13 protein-coding genes are annotated in these 16764 nt (G+C 66.6%); 6 read left to right on the top strand and 7 right to left on the bottom strand.

Annotation, left to right across the window (positions count from 1 at the left end; translation table 11 throughout):
- The first annotated feature begins 7 nt into the window (after positions 1–7).
- Positions 8–1663: a VRR-NUC domain-containing protein gene (locus HAV22_RS23195; protein ID WP_166862322.1), complete on the top strand. Its 1656-nt coding sequence runs from the start codon at positions 8–10 to the stop codon at positions 1661–1663.
- The gene (locus tag HAV22_RS23190) at positions 1660–3930 is read left to right on the top strand and encodes an ATP-dependent DNA helicase (RefSeq protein WP_166862225.1); all 2271 of its coding nucleotides are present in this window, start codon (positions 1660–1662) and stop codon (positions 3928–3930) included. The genes HAV22_RS23195 and HAV22_RS23190 overlap by 4 nt, the downstream gene beginning before the upstream one ends.
- On the opposite strand, the gene HAV22_RS23185 is transcribed toward HAV22_RS23190, so the two are convergent.
- The 7 genes from HAV22_RS23185 to HAV22_RS23155 form a co-directional block, all read right to left on the bottom strand.
- A complete protein-coding gene (locus HAV22_RS23185; RefSeq protein WP_166862223.1) occupies positions 3927–4643 on the bottom strand; it encodes a LytR/AlgR family response regulator transcription factor in 717 nt (238 codons plus the stop codon). The two genes, HAV22_RS23190 and HAV22_RS23185, sit on opposite strands and share 4 nt — an antisense overlap.
- A 2-nt stretch (positions 4644–4645) precedes the next feature.
- On the bottom strand, positions 4646–5746 hold the full coding sequence (locus HAV22_RS23180) for a sensor histidine kinase (protein WP_166862221.1): 1101 nt from the start codon (positions 5744–5746) through the stop codon (positions 4646–4648).
- Between the two features lie 10 nt (positions 5747–5756).
- The gene (locus tag HAV22_RS23175; RefSeq protein ID WP_166862219.1) at positions 5757–6455 is read right to left on the bottom strand and encodes a LiaI-LiaF-like domain-containing protein; all 699 of its coding nucleotides are present in this window, start codon (positions 6453–6455) and stop codon (positions 5757–5759) included.
- A complete protein-coding gene (locus tag HAV22_RS23170; RefSeq protein ID WP_166862217.1) occupies positions 6445–6819 on the bottom strand; it encodes a LiaF transmembrane domain-containing protein in 375 nt (124 codons plus the stop codon). The genes HAV22_RS23175 and HAV22_RS23170 overlap by 11 nt, the downstream gene beginning before the upstream one ends.
- 202 nt (positions 6820–7021) lie before the next feature.
- A complete protein-coding gene (locus HAV22_RS23165) occupies positions 7022–7189 on the bottom strand; it encodes a hypothetical protein (RefSeq protein WP_166862216.1) in 168 nt (55 codons plus the stop codon).
- 33 nt (positions 7190–7222) lie between these two features.
- Positions 7223–7387 carry a hypothetical protein gene (locus tag HAV22_RS23160; RefSeq protein WP_166862214.1) on the bottom strand — a complete coding sequence of 55 codons (165 nt, stop codon included), beginning with the start codon at positions 7385–7387 and terminating at the stop codon, positions 7223–7225.
- A 297-nt stretch (positions 7388–7684) separates the two neighbouring features.
- A complete protein-coding gene (locus HAV22_RS23155) occupies positions 7685–10630 on the bottom strand; it encodes a TonB-dependent receptor (RefSeq protein ID WP_166862212.1) in 2946 nt (981 codons plus the stop codon).
- Positions 10631–10852: 222 nt separating this feature from the next.
- Here HAV22_RS23155 and HAV22_RS23150 point away from each other — a divergent pair, with 222 nt between their 5' ends.
- The 4 genes from HAV22_RS23150 (at position 10853) to HAV22_RS23135 (ending at position 16764) form a co-directional block, all read left to right on the top strand.
- Positions 10853–11863 carry an N-acetylmuramoyl-L-alanine amidase-like domain-containing protein gene (locus HAV22_RS23150; RefSeq protein WP_229421382.1) on the top strand — a complete coding sequence of 337 codons (1011 nt, stop codon included), beginning with the start codon at positions 10853–10855 and terminating at the stop codon, positions 11861–11863.
- A 522-nt stretch (positions 11864–12385) separates the two neighbouring features.
- Complete coding sequence (locus tag HAV22_RS23145) at positions 12386–14329, top strand: polysaccharide biosynthesis protein (protein WP_229421381.1); 1944 nt, start codon at positions 12386–12388, stop codon at positions 14327–14329.
- 35 nt (positions 14330–14364) lie between these two features.
- Positions 14365–15693, top strand: a complete 1329-nt coding sequence (locus HAV22_RS23140; RefSeq protein WP_166862208.1) for a nucleotide sugar dehydrogenase — start codon at positions 14365–14367, stop codon at positions 15691–15693.
- Between the two features lie 9 nt (positions 15694–15702).
- Positions 15703–16764 (top strand): Gfo/Idh/MocA family protein, encoded by a 1062-nt coding sequence (locus HAV22_RS23135; RefSeq protein ID WP_166862206.1) that lies wholly within the window; start codon positions 15703–15705, stop codon positions 16762–16764.

Genomic DNA, 16764 nt, shown 5'->3' with positions numbered 1-16764 from the left:
CATGACGATGATCAAAGTCCTGGAAAACGAGTTTTATTATCTGGATAACTTCCAGCGCGTGCTGGACTGGATCGCCGAGCGCTACGCCGACCTCCTGATCGACGAAGAGCACGCCTTCATTGCCGCCTTTCCGCAGCTGCCCCAGCCGGCCCGCGCCCTGTTCGTGCGGATGGTGATGCGCAAGGGCACGCTGTTCCGGGCCAGCAAGCTCAACTATGCCGAGATCGGCTGCCCCCGCGCCGCGGCACAGGCGTTGCTGCCCAGCGGCTGGATCGAGTCCGATCCCGCGCTCACGCTGGACGAATTGTTCGACCTGCTGTCCAAGCCGGAACTGGCCGACGCGTTCGGCCTGGCGGGCGCGCAGAAGAGCGCACGCAAGGGCGACCAGCTCGACGCGTTGCGCGCCGACCCGGCCCACGCCGGCGAGCGTCCGTTCTCCCAATGGCATCCCCGTTGCGACGACCTCGCGCTGCGCCTGCTCGTGCAACCGCTATGCGACAGGCTGCGCCTCGTCTTCTTCGGCAACCTGGCGCAGGACTGGACGGAGTTCGTGCTGTCCGACCTGGGCCTGTTCCGCTACGAACGGGTCGAGTTCTCGGCGGCGTCGCGTGGTTTCCGGGCACGCCAGGACATCGAGCACTACCTGGAACTGCATGCCTGCAAGGAGCGCTATTACGCGGGCGAGCCGGCGCTGGACATCCTGGCCGACCTTCCCCGCCACGCATTCGGCAACGACTGGCTCGACAGCCGCCGCGAACGCCTGCTGTTCCAGCTGGGCCAGATGCTCGAAAAGGAACGCGACTGGGACAATGCGTACGCCGTGTACGCCGGGTGCCGCTACCCGGGCGCGCGCGGGCGCGCCATGCGCGTGCTGGAAAAGCACGAGAAGTTCGACGATGCCTACGCCCTGTTCGAGACGGCCTGCGCGGCACCGGAAAGCGAGGCGGAACGCCAGCACCTGATGCGCATCGGCCCGCGCCTCGCGCGCAAGCTGGGCCATCGGAAAGGGCCCACGCGCCGCGCGACGCCGGCCGCGCGCCTCGACCTGCGCCTGCCGCTGCCGGCCGGAGAATGGCGCGTCGAAGGGGTCGTGCTGGAGCACCTGTGGCGCGACGACGCGCCCGTGTTCTACGTCGAGAACACGCTGGCCAACACGCTGTTCGGCCTCCTGTGCTGGCGCGCCGTGTTCGCGGCCATTCCCGGTGCGTTCTTCCACCCGTTCCACCGCGGCCCGGCCGACCTGCACGCGGCCGACTTCTACCAGCGCCGCAAGGCCGAATTCGACGCCTGCCTCGCGCTGCTGGACGACGGCACGCATCGCGCGGCCATCCTCGCCACGTACGACGAGAAAGCGGGCCTGCAATCGCCATTCGTCGCGTGGGACTGGCTCGAGCGCGACGTCATCGAACTGGCGCTGGACTGCATCCCGGCCGCGCATCTGCAGCTGTGGTTCCGCCGCATCCTGCAGGACGTGAAGGAAAACCGCACGGGCTTTCCCGACCTGATCCAGTTCTGGCCGGACGAAGCGCGCTACGACATGATCGAGGTGAAGGGTCCCGGCGACCGCCTGCAGGACAACCAGCTGCGCTGGATCGATTACTGCGCCGCGCACGGCATGCCGATCACGGTGTGCTATCTGCAGTGGGAGCAGGCCGCGGCATGAGCGCCGCCAACGCCGACGCGCGCTACGTCGTCGCCGTGCGCGCCCTGTGCGAGTTCACGGCCAAGCAGGGCGACCTCGATCTGCGTTTCACGCCGTCGCCCACGGCGCAGGAAGGCATCGCCGGGCATGCGGTCGTCGCGTCGCGGCGTGGCGAGCACTATCGCAGCGAAGTGTCGCTGGAAGGCGACTGGGGCCCGCTGCACGTACGCGGCCGGGCCGACGGCTACGACCCGGACCGCAACCTGCTCGAAGAAGTCAAGACGTACCGCGGCCAGTTCACCTCGGTGCCCGACAACCACCGGCATCTCGCGTGGGCCCAGCTGCGCGTCTACGGCCACCTGCTGTGCACCCAGCTGGACCTCGATCACGTCAACCTGGCGCTCGTCTATTTCGACATCGGCAGCCAGCAGGAGACGGTGCTGAGCGAGACCCGCACACGCGCCGACCTCGCGGCGCTGTTCGACGACCAGTGCCGCCGCTTCGTCGCCTGGGCCGAGCGCGAGCTCGCGCACCGGTCGGCACGCGACGCGGCGCTGACGGCGCTGCACTTTCCCCATGCCGGCTTCCGCCCCGGCCAGCGCCAGCTGGCGGAAGCCATCTTCCGCGCGAACGCGGGCAAGCGCAGCCTGCTCGCGCAAGCGCCGACCGGTATCGGCAAGACCATCGGCACGCTGTTCCCCGTGCTGAAGGCGGCGCCCGCGCAGGACCTCGACAAGGTCTTTTTCCTGGCCGCGAAGACGCCGGGCCGCCAGCTCGCGCTGGACGCCGCCGCGACGTTGAAGGCGGGCGGCACGCTGCCGCTGCGCGTGCTGGAACTGAGTGCGCGCGACAAGGCCTGCGAGCATCCGGACAAGGCCTGCCACGGCGAATCGTGCCCGCTGGCGCAGGGTTTCTACGACCGCCTGCCCGCCGCGCGCGAAGCGGCGACGAACGCCGACATGCTCGACCGCGCCACCTTGCGCGACATCGGCATCGCGCACGACGTGTGCCCATACTACCTGGGCAGCGAGATGGTGCGCTGGAGCGACGTCGTCGTGGGCGACTACAACTACTGGTTCGACGGCGGTGCCATGCTGTACGCACTCGCACTGGACCGCGGGTGGAAGGTCAGCGTGCTGGCGGACGAGGCGCACAACCTCGTGTCGCGCGCACGATCGATGTACACGGCGACCTTGCAGCGGGGCGACCTGCGCGCGGCACGCGCCGTTGCGCCGCCGTCGCTGCACAAGCCGCTCGACAAGGTCAAGCGCGCGTGGACCGACGTGAGCAAGTCCGCGCCCCTGCCCTACCAGGTGCTGGACGCGCTGCCCGATAAATTCCTGAACGCGCTGCAGGCCGCGGCCAGCGCCATCACGGAACACATGGCCGCGTTCCCCGTGCCGCTCGACACGGAACTGCAGGACTTGTATTTCGCGGCGCTGCAATTCGGGCGGCTGGCCGAATCGTTCGGCGAACACTCCCTGTTCGACGTCACGCGCGACAACGAGCGCGACACGACGCTGTGCATCCGCAACGTCGTTCCGGCGCCTTTCCTCGGCCCGCGCTTCGCCTTCGCGCACTCGACGACGCTGTTCTCCGCCACCTTGAGCCCCTGGCATTATTTCGCCGACCTGCTCGGCATGCCCGACGACACGGCGTGGATCGACGTCGATTCGCCGTTCAGCGCGAGCCAGTTGGACGTGCACGTGGCGCATGGCATCTCGACCCGCTACCAGGAACGTGCCGGCTCGCTCGCGCCGATCGCCACGCTGATGGCCGACCAGTACCACGCGCGGCCCGGCAACTATCTCGCATTCTTTTCCAGCTTCGACTACCTGCAGCAGGTCGCCGACCGCTTCGAGCAGGCGCATCCCGACATCCCCGTGTGGCGCCAGGCGCGCCGCATGAGCGAGCCGGAGCGGGCCGGGTTCCTCGCGCGCTTCGCTCCAGGTGGCCGCGGCATCGGGTTCGCCGTGTTGGGCGGTTCGTTCGGCGAAGGCGTCGACCTGCCGGGCGAGCGTCTCATCGGCGCGTTCGTCGCGACCTTGGGCCTGCCCCAGGTGAACCCCGTCAACGAGCAGCTGCGCCAGCGCATGCAGGCGATGTTCGGCGCGGGCTACGACTACACGTATCTGTATCCCGGCATGCAGAAGGTCGTGCAGGCAGCCGGGCGCGTGATCCGCACGGAGCAGGACCGCGGCGTCGTCTGGCTGATCGACGACCGCTTCGCACGGGCCAACATCCAATCGTTGCTGCCCGCCTGGTGGCACGTCGCCAAGGCAGCCTAGCGCATCAGGTCGCGCACTTTCGTGTAGCCGCTGCGGCTGATCGGAATGCGCGCGCCGGACTTCAGCACGGCGCAGTGGCCATCCTTGCCCGTCGGCTCGATGCGCGCGATGGCGGAGAGGTTGACGATGTACGAGCGGTGCACGCGCAGGAACGCCTGCGGATCGAGCTGGCTTTCCAGTTCGGCCATGCGCTGGTTCTTCAGCCACTGGCGGCCGTCGGCGAAGAAGGCGACGTAGTCGTCCTGGGCCTCGACGTAATCGATGCGTTCGACAGGGATGACCTGGACGCGCGCGCCGTCCCGGATCAGCACGCGCTCGATGGGCTGGTGCCGCGCCTGCGCGTCGGCGACGAGCGCACGCATCGCATCGCCGCCCTGCGCGTGCGCGAGGGCCTGCGCGAGACGCTCGCGCGTGAACGGTTTCAGCAGGTAGTCGAGCGCATGGACGTCGAACGCGCGCAGCGCGAACTGGTCGTACGCGGTCACGAACACGTAATGCGTCCTCGCGCCGGCCAGCTCGACGACTTCGAAGCCGTCCAGCTTGGGCATCTGGATGTCGAGGAACACGAGATCCGGCGCCAGTTCCGCGATGGCCTTCACGGCCTCGAAGCCGTTCGCGCATTCGCCGATGATCTCGACGTCGGCAAAAAAGCCCAGGTGTTCGCGCAGCACGGCGCGCGCCAGCGGTTCGTCGTCCACGATGATCACGCGCATCGTCAAGTTCCTTCCAGTTCGGTTGCGGTTTGCGGGAGTGCAGTCGTGACGGCCGGCAGCGCCAGCTCGACGACGAAGCGGCCGTCGCGGCGCGCCCAATGCACGCTCGCCTCGTGGCCGTGGATGGCGGCGAGGCGCTGGCGCACGTTGACGAGACCCAGGCCGGTACCACGCGCCGCGCCGGCGCTGCCGTCCGGATCAACGTCGTTCTCGACGCGGATGCGCAGGATCGACCCGGTGCGTACGGCCTCGATACGCACCTGGCCCGGGTCGACTAACTGGCCGATGCCGTGCTTGACGCCGTTCTCGACGAGCGGCTGCAGCAGCAGCGGCGGCAGCAGGCAGTTACCTGCCGCGGGATCGACCGCAGCGTCGAAACGCAGGCGGTCGCCGAAGCGCACCTGCTCGATCGCGACGAAATGGCGCACGAGCTGAAGTTCGCGCTCGAGCGTCACCATGTGGTCGGCGCGCAGGCCCAACGTGAGGCGAAAGAATTCGGCCAATTGCACGGTCATCGCGCGCGCGGCCGCCGGGTCGAGCGACGTCAGCGCGCTGATCGAATTCAGGCTGTTGAACAGGAAGTGCGGATCGACCCGGGCGCGCAGCATGTGCAACTCCGCATCCTGAGCAGTCAACTTCATCTGCAGGCGCTGCGTCTCGAGATGGCGCACGCGTTCCGACTCGATCGACAGGTAGTTCACGGCGGCCGCCAGGCCATACAGGATCAAGCCGAGGCCGAACATCGCTGCCAGCACGGGGCCGCTCGCGACGGGCACATAGCTGTCGGGCGCCAGCGCGGCCAGCAGGCTGTTCCACGCGGCGCCCATGCCACACCACAGCGCGGCCACGCAGGCCGCCGTCACGCCGACGCCGGCCGCGATGGCGACGGGACGGCGCCGGCCCAGCGGGTAAGCGCGACACACGTAGTAAGCGGAAAAGCCGGCCGCGTACGCGTACAGGTACGCCAGCGGCATGGCGAACACCACACTGGCGCCCCACCCTGCGCCGCTGACGGCCAGCATGGCCGCGAACAGCAGGCCCAGCATCAGCCAGGCCAGCAGGTAGAGGGCCGTCGCCCGCCAGCTCGCGAAGATGCGGTGCACGGGCCTGCCCTCAGTTGCGCACTTCGACGCCGCCCATGATGGCGTAGCCGGTGATGACGAGGCGCTTGCTCGTGTCGGGGGGCGTCACCGTCTTTTCCGAAAAGCCGCCCATCAGCGGCGTGCCGTTCAGGACGACGGCCCAGTCGGGAGGGACCTTGATGTTGATGCCGCCCCAGATCGCGAAGACGTTGATGACGGCTTCCTTGACGATCGACGCCTCGCGCAAGTCGAGCTCGCAGCCACCGAGGATCGCGGTGATCTCGCCGCCGCGGAAATCGGACGTCGTGACGCGGCGCTCGAAACCGCCCAGCACGGCGACGACGTCGACCACGTTGTCGGTCCCCGTCCCGTCGGCTGTCCCGGGCCGCGCCACGCGTCCCGGGCCCAACGAGCGAAACAGCACGAGGCCGCCCAGCGCGATCATCACGAGCGGCCACAGCGTGCCCCAGCTGATGTAAAAGAAGCCCATTCGGCCCGCGATCATCAGCACGCCGATCGCGACCAGCACGCCGCCCATGTAGTTGCTGCTGCGCGATCCGTTGCCGAACAGCGCGACACAGCCCGCGACGATGAAGGCGAGCGGCCAGAAACCGATCGCGTGGCGGAAGTTCAGGATGTCCAGGTTATCGAGCAGGAACAGGACGCCCATGCCCACGACGAGCAGGCCCAGCACGACCTGGCTCGACGCGCGGTTCGTATTATTTTCCATGGCCGTTGCCTCCCTTCTGGCCGAAGCGGCGCTCGGCGATCGGCCGGACGGCCATCGTGATGCCGCTGATGATGATGAGCAGCGGCCAGCTGTTGCCGAACGTGAGGCCCCAGAGTCCCTCGAGTACGGCGAACAGCCATAGGCCGATGAATACGGTCCACAGGCCGTTCGAAAACTCGCGTGCGCTCGGATAGCCGATGGTCTGGTTGATGCCCACCACGACGAGCAGCAGCGGTGCGTAGTGCCACAAGCTGCGGATGTCGAACACATCCATCTGGTCGAGCAGGAAGGCCACGCCGAGCCCCACCAGCACCAGGCCCCACAGCACCTGGCGCCGCAGGTGGTAGGAAGCTTCGCTATTCATGTCATCTCCGGTTGTCGTTCGATCGAATGTCGACACGATAACGGAGACGGGGTCGGGGATGGAAGCGTTTTTCGGCCAATGGCGGGCCGGTGCCGGTCAATGGCGGCGTTGTCGGCGAACGTCGCCGGCAAATGCGGAGGGGCCCGCCATGTCGCCCTGGCGAGCCCCGGGAAGCGGATGTGGCGGACGGATCAGGCGACGATCACGCGGCAGCGGCCTGCGGACGCTGGCCCTTCTGCTGGTTGCGGTACTTCGCGCGCGCCGTGGCGATCTTGATGGCTTCGCGCGCGACGTTCATCTTGTGGATCTCCTCGCGCTCTTTCTTGCCGCGGTGCTGGGCGATGTGTTTGCTGCCGATCTTGGCGGTCATGGTGTTCTCCTGTTCATCACGGTGGGTTTCGGCTCACGAGCGGGAGGCGCCGATACGGTCGTCCGAAGGCATCAGCATGCCCCACCCCAACTGGCGCCGGATTTCTTCCGGTGTCGGCGGAGGTTGGGTGTCCTTCGAGCGCCGTTCCAGGTATTCGCGCACGAGATGCTTAGGTGGATGGTTCGTCGTCGTGGACATGGCAACCTCCGCTTCCGTTAGGGCCGGCGCGTTCGCGTCGCCGGCGTGAATTCTGGTGCCGGTCCTCGAGGCGACCGGCTGACCTGTCGAGGTGGTTGGTCGCCGCAAACTTCGCGTGGCGCCTCACTCGACGCCTCCATCGTAACGAACCGCCCGGGGGTGGACCGTTAGGTGCCGCACACTGTCCGTCCCCATGAGTTGCAGTCCTACAGATCACCTTCAACTGCGCCTACGCGACGGTGCAACATGATGAAAAAAGGAGGCCGCAGCCTCCCTTTTGTGGATGCGCGGGACAGGTCAGAACCGGTATTTCAGGTTCACATAGAACTGGCGGCCGCTCACGTCAAGCTTCTGCTGCTCCTCCTCGCTGTAGCGGTAATACGCGCGCTTCACGTTGGTCAGATTCGTCGCATCGAAGGCGAGCAACAGGTTGCGCGTGATGTTCCAGCTGGCGTTGAAAGCGAGCGTGGTCACCGGTGCGGCCATCGTGGGCGCCGTCGGCATCAGGACGCCGTTCACGCTGTACAGGCCCTGGCTGTTCGCCGTCGGCGCCGGGGCCGTGGAACTGTTCACGTACTCGCTGCGATAGTTCGCCACGAGGCGCAGCGACACCTTGTCGTTCTCGAAATAGCCCCCGAGATTCGCGGCCCATTCCGACGCGCCGACCATCGGCCGGCCGTCGTCGACCTTCGTGCGGGCGCGGCTGACGTTGCTCGTGATGCCGAAGCCCGTCGTGCCGATCGGCTGTTCGTACGACAGCTCCAGGCCCGCGATGTGTGCGCCCTGCTGCTGCGACGTCTGGACCGCATACGTCTTCATCGCCTGCGCGGCCGGATCCCACAGGTCGACCGTCGCACCGCCCGACGTGCCGGTCTTCGCATAGCCCTGGATGCGCGAGTAGAACAAGTCCACGCCGACCATCGAACGGCGCGCGAAATACCAGGCCCACGATGCGTCGAGGTTGTCCGACGTGAGCGGCTTGATGTCCGGGTTCGGCCCCGTCACGCGGCACCCCTGGGCATCGCACGCGGGCGTGCCGAAGCCGGCGCCGAGCAGGTTGTAGTTCTGGCGTCCCACCGTGCGGCTCGCGCCGAAGCGCACGATCTGGTCCTGCCTCGGTTCGTAGCGCACGTTCATGCTGGGCAGCCAGTTGTCGAAACGGCGGTCCGTCCTCGTGAAGTAGTACATATTGCCCGTGAGCGGATTGAACGGGACGTCGTCGTAATAAGGCTGCAGGTCGCCCGCCGTCGAGATGGCGCCCGGATACGCCGCGCACGGGATGGCCGGCTGCCCCGGCGCCGTGCGCTTGCAGATGCCGGCCGCGATCGGGGTCGGGATGTCGGCATTGATGCGCGTCTGCACGAAGCGCAGCCCCACGTTGCCGGACCAATGTTCGCCTTCCAGGTTGGCCATCACATAGCCCGAGGCCTGGCGCTCGCGCAGGTGCAGTTCGGACGCGATGCGGCGCTCGTATTCGTCGCTCGTCGTCTTGGTGGCGTTGGCAAAATACGCCATCAGCACGGCGGGATCGAACGTATAACCCGTGTTGTCCCAGCCGGCCGGCCCATCCAGGCCCGCGCCGAAGTTCGCCGGCCACGGGGTCGTGCTCGTGGGCGCGCCCGCCTGCAGGTTCGCGTTGTGGTAAGCGGGGTAGCGACGCGCGCTGTCACGATGGTGGTCGGCGTAGCGCAGACCGCTTTCGACGGACTGGACCCAGCCCTTCGCGACGCGGTACTCGCCATCGACCTGGCCGCTCGTCTCGCGGTCCGTCGTCTTGAGGCCGGAGATCGTGCGCACGACGAGCTGGTCGGGCTTGATGCCCGTGCCGTAGTACTTCACGTACGGCGCGTTGTCGACGCCGGCCAGCGCATACGACACGCCCGTGCCGAAGCTGGCATAGGTCAGGCCCTGGTCCCAGTCCGTCTTGCCGACGCCGCGCGTCGTCGACAGCAAGGTCTTCAGCGTCAAATCGGGGTTCACGCGCCACTTGCCGTCCAGGTCGAGGAACGAACTGGTGGCGCGCGCGCCCTGGCGATAGAAGCCTTCCGAGTTGCCGATGTACTGGGGCGTCGTCCCGTCGGGGAACAGGATGTCGGCGCTTTTCAGCACGCGCAGCTGGTCGCCGTACATCGTCGTCTCCGTGACGATGACGGGGTTGCGGATAGCCGCGAACACCTGCTGGCCGTTCGAGTTCGTGTTCGGCGCGGACGCGCCCGTGGCGCCATCGGCCAGCGACGCCTTCCCGAGCAGCATGCTGTAGATGGCGCCGGCCTTCAGGCGGCCGTAGTTCGGCGCCTTCAGCGTGGAGGTGAAGCCCGTCATGGTGAAGTCGAGGTCCTGGTTCGGCTTGAACTCCAGCGAGAACATGCCGCCCTTGCGGTCGCGCACGCCTTCGACGAACTCGGTGCTCATCGAGCCGGGCAGGCGCACGCCGTTCAGGTCAGCGGCCTTGTAACCGCTGCCGGCCAGCGACGCGTCCGTGATGCCCTTCATCGTGCTCGTGTTGATGACGTCCCAGCCGCTGCTCGTGCCGTACGCGAGGCGCGACGCCGAATCGCGGCGGATGTAGCGCTTTTCCGCGAAGCCCTGGACGATGAAGCCGAACGTGCCCGCTTCGTTCTTCCAGTTGACGGACGCATTCAGGTCCGGCGCCGTCTTGCCCGGCAAGGTCGCATAGCTGGCCCCGACGCTGGCCACGCCGGACAGGCGCTCCTTCTGCGCCAGCGGCTTGCGCGTCGTGACGTTGATCGTCCCCGCGAGGCCACCGTCGACGATGTTCGCCTGCGACGTCTTGTACACGATGGCTTGGTTCAGCACGGACGACGGCATCAGCGACAGACTCGTCGAGCGGCTGCTGGACGCCTGGTCCGCGATGTACCAGTCGCCGCTGCTGACGGTGTGGCCGTTGAAGATGATCAGCGACATGTCCGGATTGGTGCCGCGCATCGCGACCTTTTCCGCTTCGTCGTAATCGGTGCGCACGGCCACGCCGGGCAGGCGCTGCAGGGAATCGGCGAGGTTCTTGTCCGGCATCTTGCCAACGTCCTCGGCCGTGATCACTTCGACGTTCGCGCTGGCGTCGCGCTTGACGGCCAGCGACTTCGCCATCGATGCACGGATGCCCGTCACTTCGACCGTCTGGATCTGCGGGCTGCCGGCGTCGCTCCGGGCCAGGGCGGGCGCACCCGGCGCAGCCAGCAGCGCCATCGAGACTGCGGCCGCGAGCGGCTTCTGCTTCAACATTTCTCTCTCCTGTCGTTGTCTTGTCAAGGCCGGTGTCTCCCGGTCGCGCGGACAGTATTGGCGATGGCAACGCCATTGGATAATGATTACTGTTGAAGAATCTATAACTTAAAGGAATGCGCGGCGCCATCGATGACACCGGGTTATACCCACATAAACATTTTCATTTTGACAGCGTCGTCCGGCCGCGTTAGCGTAGCATTTTATCGTCCGAGACCCGCCATGCGTCCTGCCCGCGCGCTGCCCGCGCTTCTGCTGCCCGCCCTGATCGCCACCCTTCTCGCCGGCTGCGCGACGCCGCCTCCCGCACCGCCCGCCACACCGTCCATGGCCGCCGTCGATGCCGTCCCGACCGCGCAAGTCGCGGCCAGCGAACCGCTGGACGCGATCCTGGCCAAACCGCTGTACCGCATGCATCCCGTCGAAGCGGGCCGCTACATCGCGTGGGCGCACGACGCGGAGCCCGACCTGCGCAAGCGCATCGCCGCCATCGCCCGCAAGAACCTCGGCCAGCCTTACCGCCTGAACCTGCTGGGCGAATTCCCGTACCAGGTGCACGACGACTTGCCGATGTTCAGCCTGGATCACAGCGACTGCGTCGTGTTCGCGGAACACACGTACGCGATGGCACTGTCGCAGTCGTGGGAAGAATTCTTCTGGATGCTGCAGCGCATCCGCTACCGCGACGGCGTCGTCGGCGTGGCCACGCGCAACCACTACACGGAAATGGACTGGAACGTCGCCAACCGCTGGCTCGTGACGGACGTCAGCGCGGAACTGGCGGGCCCGGACGGCCCCGCGTACACGATGACGATCGACCGCGCCCGCTTCCTCAAGACGCGCCACCACACGGACGCCAGCTTCCCCGTCGAGACGAGCCGCCAGGCGTATGTGCCGAAGGACCGCGTAGCCGTCATCGCGGGCCAGCTGCGCGAGGGCGACCTCGTCAACGTGATCTCGACGCGCGGCGGCCAGTACTGGGCCTCGCACGTGGGCCTCGTCGTGCTTGGCGCCGACGGCCAGCGCCACTTCCTCCATTCGTCCGACCCGCAGGTGCGCGAAGAAACCTTCGAATCGTTCATCGCCCGCGCGGCCGCGCGCGAGGAACGCAACCGCCAGGCAGGCAAGAATGGCCAGGTGCTCGCCGGCTTCAAGTTCCTGCGCCTGAATGACGACGTCACGGTGCCGCCGATGGCGCCGCAGCCGCGCCCGGGCCATCCGGCCGGCGCCTGAATCCGGGCCCCATCGTCGCGCGGCTGCCGGCCGCGCATCCGAGGCCCCGCGCGCCACGCGGGGTCGCCTCGCCTGCCATGTGCTCCGCGTTCGCGTCCAGCGCCCGAGCGCGGAGCGGTCCATTCGTCAAAATTTCGCCAAATAACTACGTTTAAGAATTACGGCCATTTCAATTGACCAATTCTTTTGAATAATATCCGCAATTCAATTTCCTATTTATATTGTCGCGTCACTCTCGGCGAATTCCGTTTAAGCGGTTGAGCATCGTCAAATCCGCATTTCAAGCGCACCGAGATAATAATCCCAATCGCGGAACTCAATCGTATTGGCGACCCACATCATCCTTCGACAAACCGGCCAGGAAATAAAACGCACGGACGATAACCGTTCTGTTTTCTAACGGATATTCACATTCGCCAACCCACGCCGCGATTCAAAATCATGATCAAGCTATATCAGGCGCTTATCAGCCGATTTTGCTCCAGGATGGTGTCCCTCCACCGCACGACGAAAATCGCGCTGATGGTCATCACCGATTTGATCGCACTGCCTTTCTGCTTTCTGATTGCGATGCTGTTGCGCGGTGGCGACCTGAAACTGGCGTCTCATTTCGGGCCGGCCTCTTATATTCTCGTGGCGGTAGTCACGATCGCCGCCTTTTCCGTTTCGGACTTATACCGCGCCGTCATTCGCTTCATCGACCAGCGTTTATTGAGCGCGACGGGTATTGCGCTGGGTATCGCCATATCGGGCGCCTATGCCGTCACGTTCTCGATCAAGGAGGAAAACTTCCCCCGCAGCGCATTGGCCATTTACTGGTTCATCGTATTTTCCTATGTCATCGCATCGCGCATCGGCGTCCGCACCGTCCTGCGCAACGGACATGCCGGACAACGCGTTGCCATCGAGGTGGTCGCGATCTACGGGGCCGGCGACGCAGGCGCGCGACTGGCGCAGGCAATGCGCAACAGCGAGGAATACCGCCCGGTCTGCTTCTTCGATGACAAGCACGCACTGAACGACCGGAACATTGGCGGACTGCGCGTATTCAACACCGACCGGCTGCCGGAAATCGTGGATGCGATGTGCATCCGGTCGATCGTGATCGCCCTCCCGTCCGTATCGCCGGAGCGCCTGCGCGACATCATGCAGCGCCTGGCGCAGGCCGGCATCAGCACCAAGATCCTGAGCCGCCTCGTCGACCTCGCCGACGACAAGGCCACGCCCCGCGACAGCATCCGCGACCTGAAGTTCGAGGACCTGCTTGGCCGTCCGCCCGTGCCGCCGCGCGTCGACCTGTTCGCCCGCTGCGTGAGCGGCAAGGCGGTGCTCGTCACGGGCGCCGGCGGTTCGATCGGCGCCGAGCTGTGCCGCCAGATCGCCACCCTCGGCCCGCGCCGGCTGCACCTGCTCGACCACTCGGAGTTCGCGCTGTACACGATCCGCCAGGAGCTCGCGGCCCGCTTCCCCGACCTTGGCGTGGACGCGCACCTGGGCTCCGTCTGCAACGCCGACCTCGTCGAACGCATCCTGCGCGCGGGCCCGATCGACACGATCTACCACGCCGCCGCCTACAAGCACGTGCCCCTCGTCGAGACGAACATCGTCGAAGGCCTGCGCAACAACGTGTTGGGTGCACAGGTGATCGCCGCCCAGGCGGCCAGGCACGGTGTCGAAACGTGCGTGCTGATTTCGAGCGACAAGGCCGTGCGTCCGACCAACGTCATGGGCGCCAGCAAGCGCATCGCGGAACTGATCTTCCAGGCAGCGGCGGTGCGGCACGGTCCCGGCAACGGCATGAACACGACCTTCTGCATGGTCCGCTTCGGCAACGTGCTCGGGTCGTCCGGCTCCGTGATCCCCCTGTTCCAGCGCCAGATCGCGCGCGGCGGCCCGCTCACCATCACGCATCCCGACGTGTCGCGCTACTTCATGCTGATTCCCGAGGCGGCCCAGCTGGTGATCCAGGCCGGCGCGATGGCCAAGGGCGGCGACGTGTTCGTGCTCGACATGGGCGAACCCGTCCGCATCGTCGACCTGGCACGCACGCTGATCGCGCTGTCCGGGCTTACGGAAAAAACGCTGCAGAATCCAGGCGGCGACATCGAGATCCGCTACGTCGGGCTGTTCCCCGGCGAAAAACTGCACGAGGAATTGCTGACCGACGGCGTCGTCTTCCCCAGTGAACATCCGCGCATCATGCGCATGAAGGAAAACGCCTTGCGGCCGGGCGTTCTGGACACCTTCGTCACCTGCCTGATGATGGCGTGCGAAACGCATGAGCGAACCATGATCGAGGCGATGGTCAAGACCATCGTGACCGAATACAGCCCCAGCCGACCGATCGTGGAGCCGGCCGCAGCTCCCGTGGCCGCGGCGGCGACCACGACGGCAGCGACAGCCCCACTCGCCGCCCCCCAGCAGCGCCTTGGCCTGATCAAGAAATTCGTGCCGTTCCGGATCTGACGGCGGCATCCACCCACCTGTTTGGCGAGGACACAATGCGTGACGAAAGCAAACCGGCCTATCTCGAACAGCTCACGACGCGGCTGCGTGAGCGCGGCGCCGTCATCGGCATCGTCGGCCTGGGCTATGTGGGCCTGCCGCTGACCTTGCGTTACGCCGAGGCCGGCTTCCGCGTGCTCGGCATCGACATCGACTGCGACAAGGTCGAGCGCCTGAACCGCGGGGAAAGCTATATCCGCCATATCGCGACCACCGACGTTGCCCGCGCGCGCGAGAACGGCTTCGAGGCCACGACCGACTTCACCCGTGCGGGCGAACCGGACGCGCTGATCATCTGCGTGCCGACGCCGCTGGGCGCCTATCGCGAACCGGACCTGTCATTCGTGCTCGACACGACGGACGCCCTGCTGCCGTTCATGCGGCCGGGCCAAGTACTGTCGCTGGAAAGCACGACCTACCCGGGCACGACCGACGAAGAACTCAAGCCGCGGCTGGAGTCGCGCGGGTTCGTGATCGGGCACGACGTCTTCCTCGTGTTCTCGCCCGAACGCGAAGACCCCGGCAATCCCGACTTCCATACCCGGACGATTCCGAAGGTCTGCGGGGGCGTGACGCCCGCGTGCCTGGAGGCCGGGATCGCGCTGTACAGTCCCGCGATCGACCGTGTCGTTCCCGTCAGCTCGACCCGCGCCGCCGAACTCACGAAGCTGCTGGAGAACATCCATCGCGCCGTCAACATCGGCCTCGTGAACGAGATGAAGATCATCGCCGACCGGATGCGGATCGACATCCACGAGGTGATCCGCGCGGCCGCCACGAAGCCGTTCGGCTTCACGCCGTACTATCCGGGTCCCGGCCTGGGCGGGCACTGCATCCCGATCGACCCGTTCTACCTCACCTGGAAGGCGCGCGAATACGGCCTGCACACGCGCTTCATCGAACTCGCCGGCGAGATCAACAGCGATATGCCGCACTGGGTCGTGGGCAAGCTCGCGGACGCATTGAACGGCCGCGGCAAGGCCGTCATGGGCAGCCGGGTGCTGGTGCTCGGCATCGCCTACAAGAAGGACGTGGAGGACATGCGCGAATCCCCGTCGGTCGAACTCATGGAGATCCTGCGCGACAAGGGGGCCGTCGTCGATTATGCCGACCCGCACGTGCCCGTGTTCCCGCGCATGCGCGAACACCGCTTCGACCTCAGAAGCGTCGACCTCACGCCGCAGCGCATCGCGTCGTACGACGTCGTGCTGCTGGCCACGGCGCACAGCGCCTTCGACTACGACCTCGTGCGCCAGTACGCCACGCTGATCGTCGATACCCGCGGCGTCTACACGGCCCCGCTGCCGAACGTCGTCAAAGCCTGAGGAGCCGCCGTGCGCCACTATCCCGCTCCCATCACGGACCGCAAGATCCGCTTCGCGCTCGTCGGCTGCGGACGGATCGCCGCCAACCACTTCGAAGCGCTGCGCCAGCATCATGACCGCGCCCAGCTGGTCGGCGTATGCGACGTCGACCCGCGCGCCCTCGACCGTGCGGTCGGGGCCACCGGTGCGGAGGCCTACGCGAGCCTGGAGACGATGCTGCGCGACAGCGCGGCCGACGCCGTCGTGGTCACGACACCGTCCGGGCTGCACCCCGAACAGTCGATCCGCATCGCCCAGGCCGGGCGCCACGTGGTCACGGAAAAACCGATGGCGACGCGCTGGGATGACGGGAAGCGCATGGTGGCAGCGGCCGACGCGGCGGGCGTGCGGCTGTTTGTCGTCAAGCAGAACCGTCGCAACGCCACGCTGCAACTGCTCAAGCGTGCCGTCGACAAGAAGCGCTTCGGCCGCATCTACATGGTCAACCTGAACGTGTTCTGGACGCGCCCCCCGGAGTATTACCAGAGCGCCGGCTGGCGCGGCACGTGGGAATTCGACGGCGGCGCCTTCATGAACCAGGCCAGCCACTACGTCGACCTCATCGACTGGATCGTCGGTCCCGTCGAGAGCCTGCAGGCCTATACGGCCACGCTGGCACGCGACATCGAGGTCGAGGATACGGGCGTCATCAGCCTGCGCTGGCGGAACGGCGCGCTCGGCTCGATGAACGTCACGATGCTCACCTATCCGCGCAACCTGGAAGGCTCGATCACGGTACTGGGGGAACACGGCACCGTGCGCATTGGTGGCGTCGCCGTCAATGAGATCCAGCAATGGGAGTTCGCCGCACCCGACCCGGACGACACGCTCGTTGCCGATGCCAGCTACCAGACGACCTCGGTCTACGGTTTCGGCCATCCTCTGTACTACGACAACGTGATCCGCGTGCTGCGCGGCGAGGCCGAGCCGGAGACCGACGGGCGCGAAGGCCTGAAGTCCCTGGAAGTGCTCGTGGCAGCCTATATGTCCGCGCGCGACGGCCGGCGCGTCGCCTTGCCCCTGGAGTACTGA

Origin of the sequence: Telluria antibiotica (assembly GCF_011682055.1) — a bacterium.
Lineage (GTDB): Bacteria > Pseudomonadota > Gammaproteobacteria > Burkholderiales > Burkholderiaceae_D > Telluria > Telluria antibiotica.
Note: the sequence above shows the minus strand (reverse complement) of the source record. Positions and strands in the feature narration are given on the sequence as shown.

What these genes read in the sequence shown, in the direction of transcription:
- HAV22_RS23190 (WP_166862225.1), top strand. Translation starts at nt 1,660, where the DNA reads ATGAGCGCCGCCAACGCCGACGCGCGCTACGTCGTCGCCGTGCGCGCC.
- HAV22_RS23150 (WP_229421382.1), top strand. Translation starts at nt 10,853, where the DNA reads ATGCGTCCTGCCCGCGCGCTGCCCGCGCTTCTGCTGCCCGCCCTGATC.
- HAV22_RS23165 (WP_166862216.1), bottom strand. Translation starts at nt 7,189, where the DNA reads ATGACCGCCAAGATCGGCAGCAAACACATCGCCCAGCACCGCGGCAAG.
- HAV22_RS23195 (WP_166862322.1), top strand. Translation starts at nt 8, where the DNA reads ATGATCAAAGTCCTGGAAAACGAGTTTTATTATCTGGATAACTTCCAG.
- HAV22_RS23145 (WP_229421381.1), top strand. Translation starts at nt 12,386, where the DNA reads ATGGTCATCACCGATTTGATCGCACTGCCTTTCTGCTTTCTGATTGCG.
- HAV22_RS23160 (WP_166862214.1), bottom strand. Translation starts at nt 7,387, where the DNA reads ATGTCCACGACGACGAACCATCCACCTAAGCATCTCGTGCGCGAATAC.
- HAV22_RS23170 (WP_166862217.1), bottom strand. Translation starts at nt 6,819, where the DNA reads ATGAATAGCGAAGCTTCCTACCACCTGCGGCGCCAGGTGCTGTGGGGC.
- HAV22_RS23140 (WP_166862208.1), top strand. Translation starts at nt 14,365, where the DNA reads ATGCGTGACGAAAGCAAACCGGCCTATCTCGAACAGCTCACGACGCGG.
- HAV22_RS23155 (WP_166862212.1), bottom strand. Translation starts at nt 10,630, where the DNA reads ATGTTGAAGCAGAAGCCGCTCGCGGCCGCAGTCTCGATGGCGCTGCTG.
- HAV22_RS23185 (WP_166862223.1), bottom strand. Translation starts at nt 4,643, where the DNA reads ATGCGCGTGATCATCGTGGACGACGAACCGCTGGCGCGCGCCGTGCTG.
- HAV22_RS23175 (WP_166862219.1), bottom strand. Translation starts at nt 6,455, where the DNA reads ATGGAAAATAATACGAACCGCGCGTCGAGCCAGGTCGTGCTGGGCCTG.